The sequence below is a fragment of the Paenibacillus albiflavus genome, from assembly GCF_004344915.1.
Lineage (GTDB): Bacteria > Bacillota > Bacilli > Paenibacillales > NBRC-103111 > Paenibacillus_AM > Paenibacillus_AM albiflavus.
Window position 1 is genome coordinate 99,959 of sequence record NZ_SKFG01000022.1, and the last position, 19,013, is coordinate 118,971.

Genomic DNA, 19,013 nt, shown 5'->3' on the forward strand with positions numbered 1-19,013 from the left:
CCACTTAACAACGAATGTCATGATGATTAAGTGGGGAACTCATATGCTGAATAGACAAATAAACGTATTTCAGGCATGTATGATTTTCAGTCTGGTCGTTGGCCTTACTAGCCATGTTATCGACAATTCCATGATTCTGAATTCCTCAGGAAGAGATGCTTGGATCGCTGTTCTTTTTGCAGCGGTATTTTTTTTGATTTGGTGTGCACTCCTTAAATTTATTGTACAGAGATCAGATCAACAGCCCCTCCTTTACTGGTTAAAACAGCAAACAGGTTCTGTATTTGCGTGGATCATCCTGGTTCCATTATTACTCCAAATCTATTTATTTGGTTCGGTAACCGTATCTTACACCGTTATGTGGACTGTGGTTAATTACCTACCTGAGACACCTGTTTTTGCCATATCGTTATCACTGGTTTTTCTTTCCTATTGGTGTGCTCGGTATGGCTTAAATGTCATCGCAATATGTGCTGGGATTCTATTGCCGATTGTCATCGGCCTCGGAATATTTGTTAACATTGCTAACATTCAACATAAGGACTACAGCATGCTTAAACCGATCTTAGAGCATGGCATGATGCCAGTGTACAAGGGCATGATGTATTCGGCAGGCAGCTTTGCTGAGCTGATCATGCTCCTCTGCATGCAGCATCAATTAAAAGGCAAAGTCCGTTTATGGCACTTGCTTGTCTTGGCAACTTTCCTTGTCATTATTACGCTTGGTCCCGTAACAGCAGCAATTGCCGAATTTGGGCCAACCGAGGCTGCAAAGCAGACGACTTCTCCCTATGAGCAGTGGAGATTAGTAACAATTGGAAGCTCCATTGAACATCTGGATTTCTTCTCTATATATCAATGGTTGGCAGGGGCATTTATTCGAATGAGTCTGATGATATTTTTACTTGCAGAAATAATTCAATTTCAATCCAAGAAAGCCCGCGAATGGTTCCTGTTTATCATTGCTGTCAGTTATTTGCTCGTTCCCCTGCTTCCGATCAGCCAAGAACTATTCTTCCATTTCTTATATCACATGTATTTTCCGATATCCTTATTTCTCATTATCCTGCTTTCCTTCATTATGGGGATAATCGCTTTGTTTACTAAAACGAGTAAAGAGGATACCGTATGACAGCGACTACACAAGCACAGGACCTAATATGGACGGAGCAGCGTCTCCAAGAACTATTTACGAAATCAAACGATGTCCATATGCAAAATTATCGTTTTGGGACTGCGACAACTGAAGTAATTCTAGTCCATTGTTCAGGCCTGATTGATTCCAGGCAGATTAACACATCGATCTTGCGTGAGCTTGAAATCATATATGATCGAACAGAATTTATGGATGCGAAGTCGATCAGTGATAGCCAAACACTGCCGATTAAATTGCTTCAGAGTCCTGTAACTGAAGAGCAAATCGAGGAATATGTGTTTGAAGGGGCTCTTGTCTTGTTTTTTCCTAATATCTCTGTATTCTTCTCAATGGATTTGGCCAAACGCCCCGAACGAACACCTGAGGAATCTAGTACGGAAATTTCGATTAAAGGACCAAAGGATGGTTTCGTTGAGGATATCGTAACCAATGTTGCATTAGTGCGTAAACGGATCAGAAGCCGATCTTTATGCTATGAGAGCTTTACCATTGGCACAAGAACGAAAACCAAGGTTGCACTGCTTTATATCGACGATGTGATCTCGCCGCAAATATTACGCGAGGCGAAGAAGCGTTTATCTAATGTAAATGTAAATATAAATGGGATTACGGGCATCGATCAAATAGAAACGATCCTTTCCGATTCCAAATATGCGCTTTTTCCCTTGGTTGATTATACCGGAAGACCCGATTATGTCGTTAGCTCTTTGCTTGTCGGGAGATTCGTCATCATCGTGGATGGCATTCCAACCGTATTAATTGCGCCCGCAAGCTTCCTAACGACATTAAAATCACCTGAGGATGTTCACTTTAACTTCATCTACGTCTCGTTCGCTAGACTAATAAGACTGATTAGTCTATTTCTCTCCCTGTTTCTACCAGGCCTCTGGGTGGCACTGACGATGTTCCATCAGGATCAGATTCCGTTTAGTTTGCTTGCTTCAATTGTAACTTCAAGACAAGGTATTCCTTTTCCACCTGCCATGGAACTCTTACTGCTCTTGCTGCTCCTTGAAATATTTCGCGAAGCTGGGTATCGTCTACCAACCTCTATTGGACAAACCTTGACGGTAGTCGGTGGTTTAATTATTGGAGACGCGGCAATTCGGTCTGGGCTCGTTTCACCATCTGTTGTTGTCGTAGGAGCGATTACGGCTGTGTCGGGTTCGACTTTAGTCAATCAGAATATCAGTAATTCCATTAGTGTCATTCGATTGATTATATTCCTGTTCTCCTCGATACTTGGCATCTATGGATTACTGCTTTCGATTTTTGCATTGGTTACCCATCTCTCCATGCTCAAATCTTTTGGTGTACCTTACTTAAGTCCAATTTCACCATTAAATTTCAAGGATGGGATAAAGGCAATTATTCGATTGCCTTGGAGCATGATGAGGAAGCGGCCAGCTAACTTGCAGACAACTGATTCAGATACGCAAGGAGATGATTCTACATGAGAACTGGTATGAAAATAAGCTGCTGCTTTCTCACACTGGTTCTCCTAACTGGATGTTGGGATGCGAAGGTTATTCAGAATTTAACCTATATAACGGCCATCGGAGTCGACTATGTTGGCGACGAATATATATGCTATGCACAGGTTTCAAACATCTCCAATATAGCGAAGCAAGAATCGAGAAATGTCGGCAAACAACCCTCGATATGGGTTGCTAAAGGAGTAGGGAAAACTTTTACAGATGCGCTTGTATCTATCTATCGTTTTTCACAAGTGCGCTTATTCTGGGGACATATCAAGTCGGTTGTCCTAAGTGAAAATGCGATACGAAAAGGAATAAATCCGATATTCGATATGATGAATCGGTATCGTGAGATCCGCTATAATATATGGGTATACGGGACGAATATGCCCCTAGATCAGGTCTTAATTGAACCGTCTATTATCAATTTATCTCCTCAAGAATCGACCTTGGAGAACCCGGAAGAGATTTATAAGCAAAGCTCGTTTATCCCTCCACTATACTGGTATAGACTAATCGCTTTAACAAAAGAACCCGTCAATGTTGCTGCCATTCCTTCCATTACAATTAGCAATAAAAATTGGAAGGAAAATGGTAAGCCACAAGCCTTGCTTCTGGTTAATGGCGCGTATTATCTCAATCTAGATCATATGGCAGGCTGGTTATCGTTGACTGACCTGAGAGGGTTACGCTGGCTTGAGAATCAAACCGTTCGCACACCGCTAACCGCCACGTTGAACGATAAACCAATTGCAGATTTAGTAGTCGTAAAACCACGTCAATCGATTAAACTGATTGAGAAAGGCGCCGAGCTTCACTTCGACGTTACGGTCAAAGCCCGCGCATACGTAAATCAATTACATGAGAATGTATCCGAGGATGTAATAGAAGCGCAAGCAGCCAAGATAATTGAAGCTGAAATAAAGGATACTTATAAGAAGGGAGCGCAGCTTGGTATCGATACGCTGAAATTAGAATTGTACGTCTACCGAAATCACCCTCATAAGTGGAATGAGATACATGACAAGCATAAGAAGATCCTACATGAGCATGCGCTTGATACCGTAAAGGTAAAAGTGCATATCATGCACAGTGGCAAATTTAAACAGCGCGTCAGATAACAAAAGCCTGCCGTTCAAATGCTCTCAGTTAGAGCTTGAACAGCAGGCTATTCTTATTTTATGAAATTTTATACCGTAGTAGGCTCCGCTTTATCTTCCGCCATCTTCTGAGGTTCTGATTTCGTTTTGCCCTTATTTGATGTACGAAGTGGAATTTCCTTTAAGAAGAAGGTTAGAATGAATCCAATTAGAAGCAACGCAGCACCGTATAGGAAAATAATTCCAAGCGAATGACTAAGCGCATCTTTCAAATTATCAACCATCTTCAGCAATAAATCATGCATTTGTGCAGGCGCTTGATTAATTGCCTCTTCCAGCTTAGGCTGATTAAGCAATACTTGTGGATTCTGGAAAGCAGCAAGCTGCTCTTGAACAGCTGGGTCAAACTTGGATAGATCAACACCTTGGCCAGATGCTGCTTGATCTTTGAACCTGCTTGTGATGCCATGATTCATCAAAGTACCCATAATCGCAACACCAATCGTACCCCCAAGATTACGGAATAATTGGTTGCTTGCTGTTACAACTCCAAGCTGTGTAGGTGCAACGGCATTCTGAATAACTAGTGAGAAGACGGACATTGCAGGACCAAGTCCAAGTCCGAATACGATCATACTTAGAATCGCCATTAATGCGCTGTCCATATAGTGCATCATCAGCATACCCGCAATAAGCAGAACCATACCGAGCAATGCTAATTTCTTATATTTACCTGTCTTTGTCATAAACTGACCTGATAATGTACTTGCTACTAGCATACTTAACATCATCGGCATTGTAATATAACCTGAATAAGTTGGCGAAATTCCGAGTACACCTTGTGTGAAGAAAGGAATGTACATGATAGCGCCCATCATACCAGCATTCAAAATGAATCCGATCACGTTAGACAACGTAACAATTCCATTCTTGAATAAGGATAGCGGCAGCACAGGAGTTTTAACCCTTGTTTCAATCATAAGGAATATGACTAAAGCAACAACAGTTCCCGCGAATAAACTTATGATTTCAGTTGAAGCCCAATCGTATTTGGAACCTGCCCATGAGAATGCAAGCAGCAATGGCACAATCGTTAAGGTTAAGAATAATGAACCCCAATAGTCAATAGACTCCGCCTTATTCCGTTCAACCTTAGGGAATAAAATCAGGATCATAACAAAGGCTACAATGCCAAGCGGCAAGAAAATCCAGTATACCCAGTACCAATTCATATGATCTACGATATAACCGCCTAATGCAGGTCCAAGTACACTCGATAGAGCGAACACACTACTCATCAAACCTGCCCATTTACCACGTTCACGAGGCGAGAATAAATCTCCAATCGCTGTAAAAGAAGTTGCCATAATAATACCGGCACCAAGACCTTGAACTCCACGATATATAATCAATTGAAAAATATCTGCTGATGTTCCGCATAGAAACGCACCGATCATAAACACGACAATACCCGTCAAAATAAATGGCTTTCTACCATAAATGTCGGACAGCTTACCAACTAACACCGTTGCAATCGTTGATGTTAGCATATAAATAGTCATAACCCATGTGTAGTATTCCATTCCCCCAAGAATTGCAATAATTCTCGGAAGAGCTGTACCTACAATCGTCTGATTGATTGCCGCAAAGAACATCGCTGCCATAATGGCAATCATAATTGAAATTTTACGTTTTTGTGATAAATTTTCCAAGCTTTCTCCCCCTGTTCTATTCTTCTGCCTTTCTCTTTATGTTCTCTCTTATTCGCTCATAATGTCTGATTTGTTCTGTGATTTCCTCTTCTGTGAAACCATCAAAAAAGTTCTCTATGAGTTCATCCCATTGCTTGCTGATTGCCTTCAGCTTAGCTTCTCCTTCTGAAGTTATCGTCAAATAAACAATTCGACGATCTTCAGTCGACCTAGATCTGACAGCATATCCTTCCTTAATTAGCTTATCTGAACGAGCTGTAATTGCACCTGGTGTAATTTGCAGGGCCGCCGCAAGATCAGCTACCTTCTGAGGGCCTACATTAGCTAGTCTATCTAGGATATAGAATTGCGCTGGAGAGAACGAACGTCCTACCTGATTGCGCCACAAAGCAGTCGATTCTTTCGTAACGAGTCTAAACGCGTCAACTAGCCGCTCCCTATCGTGTTGATATATCACTCCCAAAACTCCTTCACACATAAAACATTTATATATGAACTATATAATCGCAAAGTATTTTTTACTATACACCCATCACTTTAAAATGTAAATACCCCTATTTAAAATTATTCTTATTAAACTGGCAAAAAGGAAAAGGCTTCTATACCAAAGAAAAACGCCACCACTTCAACTGAAGCGATAGCGCCATTATTACACTTTGAACTTGCTAATATTTGTCTGCAATTCAGAGGCTAGCTCGGTTAAGTTAGTGACAGAGTCCGTTATTTCCTTCATGGAAGCAAGTTGTTCCTCAGCAATTGAAGCAATGTTAATCGAATGACTCGCGGAAACTTTGGCGAGATCAGAAATCGATTCAACGGAAGCAACAACTTCTTCTGTCACCGCGGATACTTCCTCGGAGGAAGCAGAAACTTCTTGTGTTTGCTGCGTAACATGCAGTACCGATTGCATGATCGTATTAAATGCTTCATTCGCTTGATTAATCACCGTAACGCCATTCTGTACTTCCTCTCGTTCATGTTCCATCTCTTTCATAATTCGCTCGGTATATTTGCGAATCTCATTCACCATGTTAATGATTTGTTTGGATGCTTGATTGGAATGCTCAGCGAGCTTCTTGATTTCATTTGCAACAACCGCGAATCCTCTGCCCTGTTCTCCTGCACGCGCTGCTTCTATTGCAGCATTAAGAGATAATAGCTCGGTTTGCGAAGTAATCTCCGTGATGTTCGCGATCATGGATTCAATTGCTAGTGATTTTTGATCTAATAAGGATACGACCTCATAGGATTCCGCAACAGATTCATGAATGACATTCATTTGTTTAATCGCTTTGGCAATGGAAGAATTCCCTACCTCAACTTGAGTTGCTGCGACTGAGGACATTTCGGCAACGATCCCAATAGACTCCACGATTTGCTGAAACTGGTTCGCAATCCCTTCCATTCCCTTCGCGCTCTCATCACTCGCCAAAGACATATTACCCGCATCAGCAGACATATCTTGGATCGTTATTGCAACTTGGTTAGCAGATGTCGAAACTTGCTCGCTGCCAGCCATCAGTTCATTCGCTGAAAAGGCGACAAGATTAGAGCTTCCATCAATTCCGGCGATAAGCTCTTTGAGATTGTCCTTCATTTGGTTAAAGGATTCTCCTAATTCCTCTAATTCGTCACGTGAACGGAAATTGAGCGTTTCTCCCGTCAAATCTCCTGCAGCAATGCGTTTAGTTTCTGATTTCAATTTCGTTAAGCGTTTGGAAATGCGATTAGAAATCAGACTCCCCATTGTCATCGATATGACAATAGCCAAGATTCCATAAATAATATTGGTTCTAACCATGCTGTGTATCCGCTGATCTATTTCAACCTGCTCACCATAGATTATCGTCAGCTGATTCTCGGCTAATTCCTGCATAAATACGTTAAATTGCTGACTGACGCCTTGAAATTTACTAGTAAGCAGATACTCTGCCTCTATCAGCTTTCTTTCCTTCACATACTGAATAATCTCCTCTGAAATATCATGCAATTCGGTATTCAACCCCGTCATTTGCCCCAGACGCTCTTGTTGGCTATGATCTGTAAAGGAGTCATTCAGTTTTCCGAGCAGGTTCGGCAATTGCGAAAAAGATGTTTCTATACCGCTGAGCATTTGTTTATCCTGCGTCAGAATATATCCTCGAATATCTGAGTTCTGCTTTGCAATGACCGCTTCTAGATCCTTGATATCCACCATAACATTTCCGCGAAGATCAAGTAAATTATCATAACTTGCTTGTACCTTATGTATTTGCGAATAAGAAAAAACAATCATAAACAAAATAAAGACCGCACTTACAATGAATCCTGCATGCAATTTACGATTAATGGACATTGTAAATCTCTTCTTATTAGATTTCATGTGTTATATCTGCCTCCTAGGTGCTAATTCTAGTAGTAATCAATGACTAATCAGCGCAGTACAGAACTGCGCTGATTTGAGATATATAATTATACCATGAAATTCTAATTTTCATTGTGAACTAATCCTCACCGCAATAGTCGAAGTCCATTCAGGATCACCAGGATCGTGCTTCCTTCATGACCGATGACACCTAAAGGCAATGGTATTCCTTTAATAAAATTCGATAAGATCAGCACGCTGATTACGATTAAAGCAAACGTTATATTCTGTTTCACAGTTCGATGCGTGCGCTTCCCGAGATCGATAGCGCCTACTATACGGTCTATATCATCATTCATCAGTACAAGGTCAGCCGTTTCAAGCGCAGCATCACTACCTGCTCCCCCCATAGCGATTCCGATTGTTGCTGAAGCAAGTGCTGGAGCATCGTTAACACCATCACCTACCATGATGACATTGCCGTATTTTTCTCTTAGCTCACCAATGATTCGTAGCTTATCTTCCGGAAGCAGCTCCGAGTATACAAGCTTGATTCCTGCCTGTTCAGCAATCGATCGAGCTGTTTTCTCGCCGTCACCTGTAAGCATCGCAACTTCGATTCCACGCTTACGCAAATAGGCAACTGTGTGAGCCGATTGTTCACGCAATCGATCCTGAAGTGCAATAACACCAGCTATCCCCCATGAATTCCTAACAATAACAACGGTTTTGCCATGCTCTTGTAAATTGGCAACCTCATTAAATATCGCTTCATTGCCCAATAAATCATCTGCTAGCGTGCTTTTGCCAATTGTCCATGTTTCATCACGATACTTGGCCTGAACGCCCCAACCGACTAATGCTTGTAATTCTGTCGGATGATCGATCTGAATTCCTTCATCACGAGCCTTTTTCACAATCGCCTTGGCAAGCGGATGCTCTGATAAGCTCTCTACACTTGCCGCAATTTCTAGCAGTCCTTCTCGCGTATACCCCTGGTATGCGAATATATCTGTAACTGTTGGACGACCTGTTGTTAAAGTTCCTGTTTTATCAAAAGCAATTACCTTGCTCTTGCCTAATAACTCAATATAAGCTCCGCCTTTGAACAGCAAGCCTTTTCTTGCACTATTGGAGATAGCGGATAAAGTGGCTGGCATAATCGATGCAACAAGGGCACATGGCGATGCCACAACGAGAAAGACCATCGCTTTATAGAATGTATCCGTCCAGCTCATATCTACAAGAAAATGCAGCACAAACAATAACGCAATCGTAAGGAGAATAATGACTTTGGCATAAATTCGCTCGAATCGTTCAACAAAGAGCTGAGATACAGGCTTCTCTTCTTGCGCTTCCTGAACGAGACGAATAATTCTTGCGAATAAGGAGGATTCACTTGTCTTTGTTACTTTGATGAATAAAGCTCCTTGACCGTTAATCGTTCCTGCAAAAACTTCATCGCCTACTACCTTATCAACAGGTACAGCTTCACCTGTAATAGAAGCTTGATTGACAGCGCTCGTTCCTTTATGAATTTCGCCATCCGCTGGGATCCGCTCACCTGGTTTGACCACAACTATATCGCCAACGTTCAACTCTTCAATTCGAACAACAACTTCTTGATTATTACGAACTAATGTAGCCGTCTCTGGCTTCATATCCATCAATGCCGAAATATCTCTTGAACTGCGCTGCATCGTATAAGTTTCTAAAGCTCCGCTTAAGGAGAAAATGAAAATGAGAATCGCACCCTCTGCCCAATAACCGATACACATCGCACCGATCGCGGCAATAATCATTAGCAGGTTGACATCAATATCTTTCTCTTCAATAAGTGTCTGTAATCCTTCTTTGGTTTGAACGAAGCCGCCTATTACAAGTGCAGATAAGTATAAGGCAATGGAAAGTGGTTCGATCCAGAACGATGCCAGCCAGCCCCCCGCGAGTAGAATGCCGCAGGCGATTGCCGCGGTAAGCTGACGATTATGACTGATCCATTTCATAAGTGATAGATTGGTGCGTGAAGATTCATCCGATAGTACTTGTTGATTCGCTTGACCATGTGAAGCAGACGACGTTGACATACTGATCACCCTTCTTTTTATTAATTTTCATTGAGAATAACAATCATTATTAGTGCCCTTAAAATGCGATATGCTGTCCCTCAAGAAGAGGAACAGCATATTTATTGAGATTGATTATCATTTTTCATTCGTCCAAATAAGTTGTATTTGGTAAACTAATTATAGCTCACTTTTTTTACATTGTAAATAGTTGTAAATTAGTAATTAGGGCATTAATTTATAATTATTATAATTTGATAATTATTAAAAATCAAGGTGAAGGTACGTCTTTATTTTTATTTATTTTCTTGCTGGATCTTCTTTGGGATTTTGCTGTGCTGAATGCTTCACATTCTTGGCGATTACCTCATCAGCAAACTCTGTATCATGCGCATATTGATTTCCTTTATTATTTTTAAATTTATTAGCCATATAAGTCAGTCCTTTCTTTAGTTAAATGACGACTGTTTCAAGCGAAATCTCTGGAACAAGCTCCAGGGCAGCTTCAATATCACCGATTCTGCTCTTTGTGTACTCATAACCAATCTCAATACACTCCGCTGTTTTGTTAAATGCCAATGAACCAATATGAGAAACATCTGGACAAAGCAAAATATTCGTATGGTTATGCAATGTTTTGGCTTGATAAGCCAAAAAAATACTTACCGCCCGATTAACAATCGAAATCAGTGAATTTAAGGAAGAGCGATTCCTGCCTTCTGTGCATAAATCAACCGCAATTATTTTATCAGCACCTAGCGCTTTGGCATATTCGGAAGGACAATTATCAATTAATCCTCCGTCCACAAGCAGCTTCTCGCCAATTGCCACGGGTGGGAATATCGACGGGATTGAACAGCTTGCCAAGATAGCATCCACTACCGAAATATCCGAAATCTCTTCATAATCATTTGATTCCAAGGTCAATGGCTTAGACGTAAAAACAACCTTCTTGGCTGTTTTAAGATCTGCTGCAACTAATGCTACAGGACGCTCAAGATCCTTGAAACTGCGATCTTTAATTTTATTTCCAAGAAAATCGCGGAGCTTCTTTCCTTTAATAATGCTTGGGGACCTCTGATCATTCCACAGCAATTTGCTGAAAATTGATCGATAATCATAATCGAAATACTTCTTTGATAATTCCGGGACCATGCAAATTATTTGATCAGTCGTATAACCACAAGCATACAGGGCTGCTATCAGACCCCCAGAACTGGTGCCAGTTAAGCAATGAAATTCGATACCGTATTCCTCTAATGCTTTGATAATGCCTAAATGTGCACATCCTGCAATGCCGCCGCCTCCTAGAGCGATACCAATCCGACTCATCTCCACACCCCCTCGCGGTCTGTAACCTTACTATTGCTTAACGCAGAACTTGATATTCACTGTCTAAGCTGTAAATATTGACCGCGTTTGATAAATTCCTGTTGAATATCATATGTTGCATGGGCGCATGAAGGTACAAAAAGACCAAAAGCTGATGCTCTATCATTCGCATCAGCTTTTGGTCTTATTCCTATTATTAATCTAAATCTAGCAGCATAGCCATTTCGATAATTGTTTTGCGACCTTCTGGGTCGTTCTTTACATTATTATACAAATTCTCGTACATTTCACGATCAGCTTTATATTCTGGCGTAATCTTGATGGATGTATGTGACCATTCGATAAGAATGTTCTCCGCATTAATCAATTCATTAAAAGCTTTATGAAGACCACTGCGCGTAATAACATCTTCCATTTCCTTCTGTCCGATCTCTATACCTTCTTCTCTTAATTCATCTAGTTTGATGTCTGTTTGTTTACTAGTTAGCAAAAAGTGCTCTTTCGCTGCCATATAATCAAGTTGTGCTCTAGCAAGTCTACGTTTCTTCCTCATTTTGTATAATCACCTTCTATTAGAATTCGACATTGAACCCATTGTAACAAATTGTGAGGCAAAAACAAAGCCCAAGCCCGACTTTCCCAAGGACAGACATTTTCATCTGGGCAAACGCATATTTTGATATCACGTATTGCTCTTGACGATACAAGACTTATTCTAGGCTACAAAAAAGGAGTTGATGAGCGATGTGCGGCATAACAGGTTTCATCGATTGGCGTAGAAATTTAACAGAATTTCCCGTTATACTAGAAAGTATGACGGAAACGCTAATAGATCGAGGTCCAGATGCATCAGGCACCTGGATATCGCAGCACTGCGCCCTTGGACACAGACGATTAAGTGTAATAGACCCTGAGAACGGCGCTCAGCCTATGATTCGTAGATTCGGTGATCATCTATATACAATCGTTTATAACGGTGAGATATATAATGCGCTTGAACTAGGGAAAGAACTAGAAGCTAGAGGCCATCAATTTCGAACAACCTGTGACACAGAAGTACTTCTACTCGCTTATATCGAGTGGGGAATCGATTGTTTGGCAAAACTCAACGGTATTTTTGCCTTCGCGGTATGGAATGATACGAATCAAAGTCTATTTCTAGCACGTGACCGGCTTGGGGTGAAGCCACTTTTTTATGCGCTTCATCATGAAATATTTCTCTTTGGTTCTGAACCCAAGTCCATACTCGCTCATCCCGAATTTCCTGTTGAAGTAGATGCTGAAGGCTTGGCAGAGATTTTTGCGATTGGTCCAGCACGGACACCTGGTCATGGAATTTACCGTCATATGCATGAATTAAAGCCAGGACACTACATGATATATGACCAATCAGGTTTATCGGTTCGAAATTATTGGCAGCTCGTTAGTAAGCCGCATGCTGACAATGTTGAACAAACTTCAGAACGGATTTATCAAATTCTAAAAGATACCGCAGAACGCCAATTAATATCTGACGTTCCGATCGGAACTCTTTTATCTGGCGGACTCGATTCGTCAGCACTTACCTCATTTGCCGCCAATCATTTTCGCGAAGCAGGTCGTGGCATCCTGCATACATTCTCAGTTGATTATGCCGATAATGATAAGCATTTTAAAGCAAATACGTTTCAACCGAACAGCGATGCGCCTTGGATCGAACGGATGACCAGCTATCTGGGTACGCATCATCATGATATCAAGTTTGATACGCCTGAGTTAGTAGAATCGCTAAGAACTGCAGTATACGCACGAGACACGCCCGGCATGGCGGATGTCGATGGATCTCTCTATTTATTTTGCCGTGAAATTAAGAAGCATTGTACCGTTGCCGTCTCTGGGGAAGCTGCCGATGAAATCTTTGGCGGATATCCTTGGTTCTATCGACAGGAAGCTTTGTCAGCCCAGACATTTCCTTGGTCCTTATCGCTTGATGCTAGAGTCGATCTGCTTTCACCTGATTTAACGAGTCACATTCAACCGCATGCCTATGTGAATCAACGTTATCAAGAAGCCATTGATGAGGTGCCACATCTGGATGGTGAAACGGCTGATCAAAGACAAATGCGCCAAATGTCTTATTTGAATATTACGCGGTTCATGCCGACACTTCTTGATCGCAAAGATCGAATGAGTATGGCTGTGGGCCTAGAGGTTCGTGTTCCTTTTTGTGATCATCGACTGGTCGAATATGTATGGAATATTCCTTGGGAGATCAAATCCTCTGGAGATCGTGAAAAAGGCATTCTCCGCAAAGCTTTGAAGGGGGTCCTGCCTGAAGATGTGCTGATGCGCAAAAAAAGCCCTTATCCCAAAACGCATAACCCTAATTATTTGGCTGCTGTGCGTGAAGAAGTATATGAAATCATAAATGACTCCTCTTCCCCGCTGCTTCCATTCATCAATCGTGATAAAATTCTTGCTCTTGCCAAATCGGATGCGCCGCAATTTAACTTGCCTTGGTTCGGTCAATTAATGAATGGTCCACAGATGTTCGCTTACTTAATCCAAATTGATACTTGGCTTAGAGGCTATAAGGTTTCGATAAAATGATAAAACGGCTGTTATTCGAGCATGAATCTCGAACGACAGCCGTTTCTAGTTTTTTAGTACAAATCGAAGAAGCGTTTCAATGCATTCGCTCGGTGAGAGATCTCATTCTTGAGCGTAAGCGGCAGCTCGGCCATCGTGCGGCCGTGCTCAGGCATATAGAACAGCGGGTCGTAACCGAACCCGCCTGCACCTCTTTCAGCGGCAATAATATAGCCGCTGCAAGTACCCTCCGCTTCGAGCTGTACGCCTCGAAGCGGGTCTACCAGCGCGAGCGCGCACACGAAATGTGCGGCGCTTAGCAGCGCTGGTTCTTCAGCGCCAGCTTCGCTCGGCGCTGTTGCCCCAATCTCCGCCAGCTCCCGCAGAAGCTTGGCGTTGTTCTCGGCATCGCTGGCATGCTCGCCGGCATATCTGGCGGAATATACGCCAGGATCGCTGCCAAGTCTATCTACGCACAGCCCGGAATCATCCGCGAGCACAGGCAGCTGCAAGTGGTCAGCGATAATTTGTGCCTTAATGAGCGCATTCGCTGCGAAGGTCTCACCGTCTTCTACAATTTCAGGCAATTGATCATAATCCGCAAGGGAGCGAACATCGATGCCGCGATCCATGAACCACTGAGCAAACTCCCTTACTTTTCCTTGATTGCGCGTAGCAATAATAACGACATTCCCAACTGAATCCATTACTCTGCCTGCCCCTTACCTATCCGCGCTGTCAGTTCTTCACCAAGTGCCTTTTGCTGCTCCGCAACCATTTGCTGAATCCCTTGCTGCGCAAGTTTAATTAATGTATCTAATTCACTATGTGTAAATGGTGATTCCTCACCCGTACCTTGTAATTCAACAAACTTGCCTGTTCCTGTCATAACCACGTTCATATCTACTTTGGCAGAAGAATCTTCTTCATATTTTAAGTCCAGATACGCTTTGTCATTCACAACACCAACAGATACGGAAGCTAGAAAATCCGTAATTGGAATCACTTTCAGCTTGCCATCCTTCACAAGTTTAGCCATTGCAAGCGTCATTGCCACAAAAGCGCCTGTAATCGATGTTGTACGTGTACCTCCATCAGCTTGAATCACATCACAATCAAGGGTGATCGAGCGTTCACCTAACGCTTCTAGATTAACAACTGATCGCAAAGCACGACCGATTAAGCGTTGAATTTCCATCGTCCGCCCACCAAGCTTACCTCTTGCTGCTTCCCGTTGATTCCGTACTTGAGTCGCCCGCGGCAGCATTGAGTACTCAGCAGTTACCCAGCCCTTACCCTGACCTTTCATGAACGGGGGAACACGCTCCTCGACCGTCGCCGTGCATATTACTTTCGTCTCGCCGACTTCAATGAGAACGGAGCCCTCTGCATGCTTAATATAATTTGGTGTAATTGTCATTGCCCGCAGTTCATTCGGTTGTCTGCCATCTAATCGCATCTGTCTTTCCTCCATTTTCTAATCCAAGCTTACGTCTTCATCATGCTGTAGTTGCAATTTCAAGTTCAGTAATTCCCATCCTATTGTAGCAAAGTAATTTCGGAAAAGCACGAAAATAGGATTTCAAGAACAGGAATGTTATAAATTCTAGAATACTATACAAAAAGCTCCTTCGGGAGGAGCTTGGAAGAGCACATATAAGCTTACATTTTGACAGGGTTCAGGTTCGTTGGTTTCGCAATAGGTTTGGAATAATTCGTGTTGTCTGTCGTTGTGAACTTCGCTTCGCCATCAATCATGATTTGCACGGCTGTTGCTGTTGTATTCTCGGTAAGGGAGAGAACTATTGATTTCAGCGCTTCACTGGACACCTTATGATCTTGATCTCCTATACCAGTTAAATTAACCGTGATTAAATGATCAGCAGGATTCAGTTGTACCACATTCGTTATTGGATTTATGGCTGAAGACAGAAGATTTGGCGATACAGGGCCTTTAATCAATTGCTCCATAACAGCTTCTGCAACTTGATCGGTTCGTTTAATATGTCTGGTAACTGGTACATAATAGGGATAGTCAGCAGTACCGCTCATAAAATACAGCGTAACTGCTGTGGATTGGCCGTAATCAACGTCTGGCAATTTCTCAACATTGATCCCGATTGAGCGGCTTACTGGTTCGTCAATTGGTGTGCCTTTCTTCGGCAATTCAGTCAAGTCGTTACCCTCTACACGTAATTGAACATGATCAATATTCGCAAAAGTCGTTAATGCCCACGTGATTCCTTCGAGCATTTTACGCTCGTCTTCCTGCTTATAGTTCAGCAGCTCTTTGGAAAAATCAACGAACGCTAGCTTATTTTCATTAATCGTCATGCCTTTCACCTTCGTGCCGGAAGGTAGAATAGAGGTAAATCCCTTGGGCAGCATTGCGCTTACTGGGCCGCCATCGACCATATACTCTAGAACCTTCTGTGCAGGTGCTTGGGTCTGAGGTAAGCTGAGGGTCACAGGAACTACCAGACCATGAGAATCTTTGGCATAAATCGTCCGAGCATCCACTTTATCCGATATGGATGAGGAAGTAGTCGGTATATGATCCTCCGTCGTATTGGCAATCACATCCTCAATTGAACCAACTGGAGGAGGATCAATATCTTTGGAGCTGCTGGAGCTATCACCAATCCCGAGGAGTGAGCAGCCGGATAAAAACATAGCGAATGCGCCAACTACAGCTGCCTGACGCAGCCATTGACCAGATTTCATCGTTTCTAACGCCTCCTTTATACTATAGGTACTACATGTATACAGGGATTTTGTCCAATATATGCGTACTTTTTGTCCATTTCGGAGGACAAGTCACTTGCTTTTCATTTGATTGAAGAAAAGGTACAATCATAAGCAGAATTATCTAATAATATAGCAGCATAATAGAACGCGTAAAACGAAGGAGGCCTATTTCATGGAATATAGCTTAAACAGCAAAAAAGTAGCGGCGGCCGCTCGTAAAATGCTAGCAGATCGTGGCATTAAGGTGGAGCAAATCGCTGAATTAACGCATTTTCTCCAATCCAAATATTATCCAGGGCTGACAATGGAGCAATGCATAGAAAGTGTTGAGAGTGTGCTTGTCAAACGTGAAGTGCAGAATGCCGTCCTTACGGGGATACAGCTCGATATTCTGGCTGAAAAGGGTCTGCTAGAGCCAGCACTCCAAGAAATGGTTGCTAACGATGAAGGATTATATGGCGTCGACGAGATTATCGCATTAGGTATTGTGAATGTTTACGGCTCCATCGGATTGACCAATTACGGCTATATCGACAAAATGAAGCCTGGCATCCTTGAACATTTGAACGACAAGAGCACAGGTGAAATTCATACCTTCCTTGATGATATTGTCGGGGCAATCGCTGCTGCAGCAAGCTCTCGAATCGCCCACCGTAAGCAAGCCGAAGTTGAAGAAAAAGAAGGCAAATAAATGAACGGCTATTCAGCCGTCTAGAAACATCTATACCTAGTTTTGAGGTTAATGTATGGGATGTTCAAGGAACTCCTTATATTTGAGACTAAAAGACAAGAATGCAGTCCGTATTCCTTTTAGAAGACGGGCTGCATTTCTGTTCTAATTGCGTATTCATATTTGATATTGTGGTCGCTCACAAAACCAAAGTGTACCAATCCACTTTTCCCCAACCTGTAAAATTTTTGATCCATGTAACGATCGCTGATCAGGACTGGATGTACCTGGCTGGCAGTTTTCAAAAACTAATAACGTTCCAGTTGTCGGAGTAACTTCGATATTTAAATTCGGGAAATAAGTTTCTCCTCCGGAGACAACATCATTCAAATAAAAGAGCGCAGTATATAACCGTTGACCTGTACGCTCGAGAAATGCCTTGTGTGCTTCTTGCGTTAAATCATAACAATCCAAATGAGGTTCAAATTTCCCGCCTACTCCATAATGAGCTACTTGTAAATTTTGAGCGAAATGAATTGGTTGCTCAACAATTTCTGCGATTTGCTTACATATGCTTTGTACAATTTCATTATGATTATGGTAAAACCAAGCCAAGTTTGAAATCCTTATTTGAGAATATTCTAACCCGGATTGACCTACCACAGTTGCTGGTGTTAACTGAACACGTGCCAAATTAATCAAAGATTGACAGGCTTCTGGAGGGATCACTGAAGGATAGCACCCGATAAACGGTTGTTGGTTCAGTAGCTGTGTGGGTTTTTGCATAGCAACTCACCTCCCAACATGTAAATTCAATCGAATTATTTATATGTATAGGACTTATTTTTGTGCTAATATCGCTCCTCCACACATACCTATTTTTCACCACTTCTATTATTTATCACTCGCGTGTTTTGCAAAATTTCGCAAGAATGGATATCATCGAACTTCCCACAAAATAAAAGATCCCCTCGACTCTGGGCCAAGCCAAAGCAGATTAGGGATCTTTAAAATATATAAGGTAAAATAATATTAGAGTGTAATCCCAGCGCTAGCATACCCTGCTACGGAAGTAGAAATCGGGATGGATCCTACGCTTTCTGCAGCAAATACCATTAATAAACGAGTTTCTGGAGTTACAGGTATAGACAGCCCACTTGTTATACCATGGGTAACTGTACCAAGGGGAAGAGTACCCGTAAGTGTTGGAGCTAATGTAACAACAGCCCCCGGAATCGGAGTAAATATGTTATTTGGAATAGTTGAAGCATACAATTCTGCTATAATCGATATCGATGATGCTCCAAGTGTCAATGCTGTCGTTGTACTGAAATATGCCGCAATAGAAGTAATAATACCATTACGAGGAACGGAGAATGCGAAGTCATGAACTTCTCCCCCTGCACCTGTGATATCAATTGGTCCGCCTAGTACGTTTACATTGGAAGCAGAATTACCGAAACCAACCAGTCCAGTAATAGTCAATGCTCCAAGAATGTCAGACTCCATGATAACTGGAGGACCTGAAGCAAATGGAATGATTGCACCAGGACCTGCTGCTCCTGTAGGTCCTATGGGTCCTGGAATTCCTGGAATTCCTGGGGGTCCTGGAAGTCCTGGAGGCCCTGGGGATCCTGCTGCTCCTGTTGCTCCTGTAGCCCCTGTACCCGGTCCTGTTGCTCCCGTTGCTCCTGCTGCTCCGGTTGCTCCTGTTGCACCTGTTGCACCTGCACCTGTCGCTCCTGTTGCTCCTGTAGCCCCTGTTGCTCCCGTTGCTCCTGTTACCCCTGCACCTGTCGCTCCTGTTGCTCCTGTAGCCCCTGTTGCTCCCGTTGCTCC

The 19,013-nt window shown here is 42.5% G+C and carries 17 protein-coding genes; 5 read left to right on the plus strand and 12 right to left on the minus strand.

What is annotated here, in order from left to right; translation table 11 throughout:
• Positions 1-43 precede the first annotated feature (43 nt).
• From E0485_RS18755 to E0485_RS18765, 3 genes are read left to right on the plus strand one after another with little or no spacing between them, the layout of a single operon-like run.
• Positions 44-1,132, plus strand: coding sequence for a GerAB/ArcD/ProY family transporter (locus E0485_RS18755; RefSeq protein WP_165921224.1), 1,089 nt, complete (start codon positions 44-46; stop codon positions 1,130-1,132).
• Entirely contained in the window at positions 1,129-2,613 is a 1,485-nt protein-coding gene (locus E0485_RS18760) for a spore germination protein (RefSeq protein ID WP_132419604.1), read from the plus strand. Before E0485_RS18755 ends, E0485_RS18760 begins: the two co-directional genes overlap by 4 nt.
• A complete protein-coding gene (locus E0485_RS18765) occupies positions 2,610-3,755 on the plus strand; it encodes a Ger(x)C family spore germination protein (RefSeq protein ID WP_132419605.1) in 1,146 nt (381 codons plus the stop codon). The genes E0485_RS18760 and E0485_RS18765 overlap by 4 nt, the downstream gene beginning before the upstream one ends.
• Before the next feature lie 68 nt (positions 3,756-3,823).
• Here the strand turns inward: E0485_RS18765 and E0485_RS18770 are convergent, their stop codons facing one another.
• The 7 genes from E0485_RS18770 to E0485_RS18795 form a co-directional block, all read right to left on the minus strand.
• Entirely contained in the window at positions 3,824-5,446 is a 1,623-nt protein-coding gene (locus E0485_RS18770; protein WP_132419606.1) for an MDR family MFS transporter, read from the minus strand.
• Between the two features lie 16 nt (positions 5,447-5,462).
• A complete protein-coding gene (locus E0485_RS18775; protein ID WP_165921225.1) occupies positions 5,463-5,903 on the minus strand; it encodes a MarR family winged helix-turn-helix transcriptional regulator in 441 nt (146 codons plus the stop codon).
• A 192-nt stretch (positions 5,904-6,095) separates the two neighbouring features.
• Positions 6,096-7,808 carry a methyl-accepting chemotaxis protein gene (locus E0485_RS18780; RefSeq protein ID WP_132419608.1) on the minus strand — a complete coding sequence of 571 codons (1,713 nt, stop codon included), beginning with the start codon at positions 7,806-7,808 and terminating at the stop codon, positions 6,096-6,098.
• A 128-nt stretch (positions 7,809-7,936) separates the two neighbouring features.
• Positions 7,937-9,877: a heavy metal translocating P-type ATPase gene (locus tag E0485_RS18785; protein ID WP_132419609.1), complete on the minus strand. Its 1,941-nt coding sequence runs from the start codon at positions 9,875-9,877 to the stop codon at positions 7,937-7,939.
• Between the two features lie 279 nt (positions 9,878-10,156).
• Entirely contained in the window at positions 10,157-10,288 is a 132-nt protein-coding gene (locus E0485_RS25720; protein WP_268957614.1) for a hypothetical protein, read from the minus strand.
• A 21-nt stretch (positions 10,289-10,309) separates the two neighbouring features.
• Positions 10,310-11,188, minus strand: coding sequence for a patatin-like phospholipase family protein (locus E0485_RS18790; protein ID WP_132419610.1), 879 nt, complete (start codon positions 11,186-11,188; stop codon positions 10,310-10,312).
• Between the two features lie 196 nt (positions 11,189-11,384).
• Positions 11,385-11,741: a hypothetical protein gene (locus E0485_RS18795; protein WP_132419611.1), complete on the minus strand. Its 357-nt coding sequence runs from the start codon at positions 11,739-11,741 to the stop codon at positions 11,385-11,387.
• A 191-nt stretch (positions 11,742-11,932) separates the two neighbouring features.
• Between E0485_RS18795 and asnB the strand changes: the two genes are divergently transcribed.
• Positions 11,933-13,777, plus strand: coding sequence for an asparagine synthase (glutamine-hydrolyzing) (gene asnB, locus E0485_RS18800; protein WP_132419612.1), 1,845 nt, complete (start codon positions 11,933-11,935; stop codon positions 13,775-13,777).
• Positions 13,778-13,830: 53 nt separating this feature from the next.
• Here the strand turns inward: asnB and rdgB are convergent, their stop codons facing one another.
• From rdgB to E0485_RS18815, 3 genes are all read right to left on the minus strand, one after another.
• On the minus strand, positions 13,831-14,463 hold the full coding sequence (gene rdgB / locus E0485_RS18805; RefSeq protein WP_132419613.1) for an RdgB/HAM1 family non-canonical purine NTP pyrophosphatase: 633 nt from the start codon (positions 14,461-14,463) through the stop codon (positions 13,831-13,833).
• Positions 14,463-15,215, minus strand: a complete 753-nt coding sequence (gene rph, locus E0485_RS18810; protein ID WP_132419614.1) for a ribonuclease PH — start codon at positions 15,213-15,215, stop codon at positions 14,463-14,465. The genes rdgB and rph overlap by 1 nt, the downstream gene beginning before the upstream one ends.
• A 203-nt stretch (positions 15,216-15,418) precedes the next feature.
• Positions 15,419-16,480 carry a GerMN domain-containing protein gene (locus tag E0485_RS18815; protein ID WP_132419615.1) on the minus strand — a complete coding sequence of 354 codons (1,062 nt, stop codon included), beginning with the start codon at positions 16,478-16,480 and terminating at the stop codon, positions 15,419-15,421.
• A gap of 196 nt (positions 16,481-16,676) precedes the next feature.
• On the opposite strand from E0485_RS18815, the gene E0485_RS18820 reads away from it, so the two are divergent.
• Complete coding sequence (locus E0485_RS18820; protein WP_132419616.1) at positions 16,677-17,195, plus strand: phosphatidylglycerophosphatase A family protein; 519 nt, start codon at positions 16,677-16,679, stop codon at positions 17,193-17,195.
• Positions 17,196-17,351: 156 nt separating this feature from the next.
• Here E0485_RS18820 and E0485_RS18825 read toward each other — a convergent pair whose 3' ends face one another.
• Together E0485_RS18825 and E0485_RS18830 are read right to left on the minus strand one after the other, a co-directional pair.
• Positions 17,352-17,960, minus strand: coding sequence for a prolyl hydroxylase family protein (locus E0485_RS18825; protein WP_132419617.1), 609 nt, complete (start codon positions 17,958-17,960; stop codon positions 17,352-17,354).
• Between the two features lie 246 nt (positions 17,961-18,206).
• Positions 18,207-19,013: exosporium glycoprotein BclB-related protein (locus E0485_RS18830; RefSeq protein ID WP_132419618.1), on the minus strand; the 807-nt coding region annotated here is incomplete at its 5' end.

What these genes read in the sequence shown, in the direction of transcription:
- E0485_RS18825 (WP_132419617.1), bottom strand. Translation starts at nt 17,960, where the DNA reads ATGCAAAAACCCACACAGCTACTGAACCAACAACCGTTTATCGGGTGC.
- E0485_RS18795 (WP_132419611.1), bottom strand. Translation starts at nt 11,741, where the DNA reads ATGAGGAAGAAACGTAGACTTGCTAGAGCACAACTTGATTATATGGCA.
- E0485_RS18765 (WP_132419605.1), top strand. Translation starts at nt 2,610, where the DNA reads ATGAGAACTGGTATGAAAATAAGCTGCTGCTTTCTCACACTGGTTCTC.
- rdgB (WP_132419613.1), bottom strand. Translation starts at nt 14,463, where the DNA reads ATGGATTCAGTTGGGAATGTCGTTATTATTGCTACGCGCAATCAAGGA.
- E0485_RS25720 (WP_268957614.1), bottom strand. Translation starts at nt 10,288, where the DNA reads ATGGCTAATAAATTTAAAAATAATAAAGGAAATCAATATGCGCATGAT.
- E0485_RS18755 (WP_165921224.1), top strand. Translation starts at nt 44, where the DNA reads ATGCTGAATAGACAAATAAACGTATTTCAGGCATGTATGATTTTCAGT.
- E0485_RS18780 (WP_132419608.1), bottom strand. Translation starts at nt 7,808, where the DNA reads ATGAAATCTAATAAGAAGAGATTTACAATGTCCATTAATCGTAAATTG.
- asnB (WP_132419612.1), top strand. Translation starts at nt 11,933, where the DNA reads ATGTGCGGCATAACAGGTTTCATCGATTGGCGTAGAAATTTAACAGAA.
- E0485_RS18760 (WP_132419604.1), top strand. Translation starts at nt 1,129, where the DNA reads ATGACAGCGACTACACAAGCACAGGACCTAATATGGACGGAGCAGCGT.
- E0485_RS18790 (WP_132419610.1), bottom strand. Translation starts at nt 11,188, where the DNA reads ATGAGTCGGATTGGTATCGCTCTAGGAGGCGGCGGCATTGCAGGATGT.
- rph (WP_132419614.1), bottom strand. Translation starts at nt 15,215, where the DNA reads ATGCGATTAGATGGCAGACAACCGAATGAACTGCGGGCAATGACAATT.
- E0485_RS18820 (WP_132419616.1), top strand. Translation starts at nt 16,677, where the DNA reads ATGGAATATAGCTTAAACAGCAAAAAAGTAGCGGCGGCCGCTCGTAAA.
- E0485_RS18785 (WP_132419609.1), bottom strand. Translation starts at nt 9,877, where the DNA reads ATGTCAACGTCGTCTGCTTCACATGGTCAAGCGAATCAACAAGTACTA.
- E0485_RS18815 (WP_132419615.1), bottom strand. Translation starts at nt 16,480, where the DNA reads ATGAAATCTGGTCAATGGCTGCGTCAGGCAGCTGTAGTTGGCGCATTC.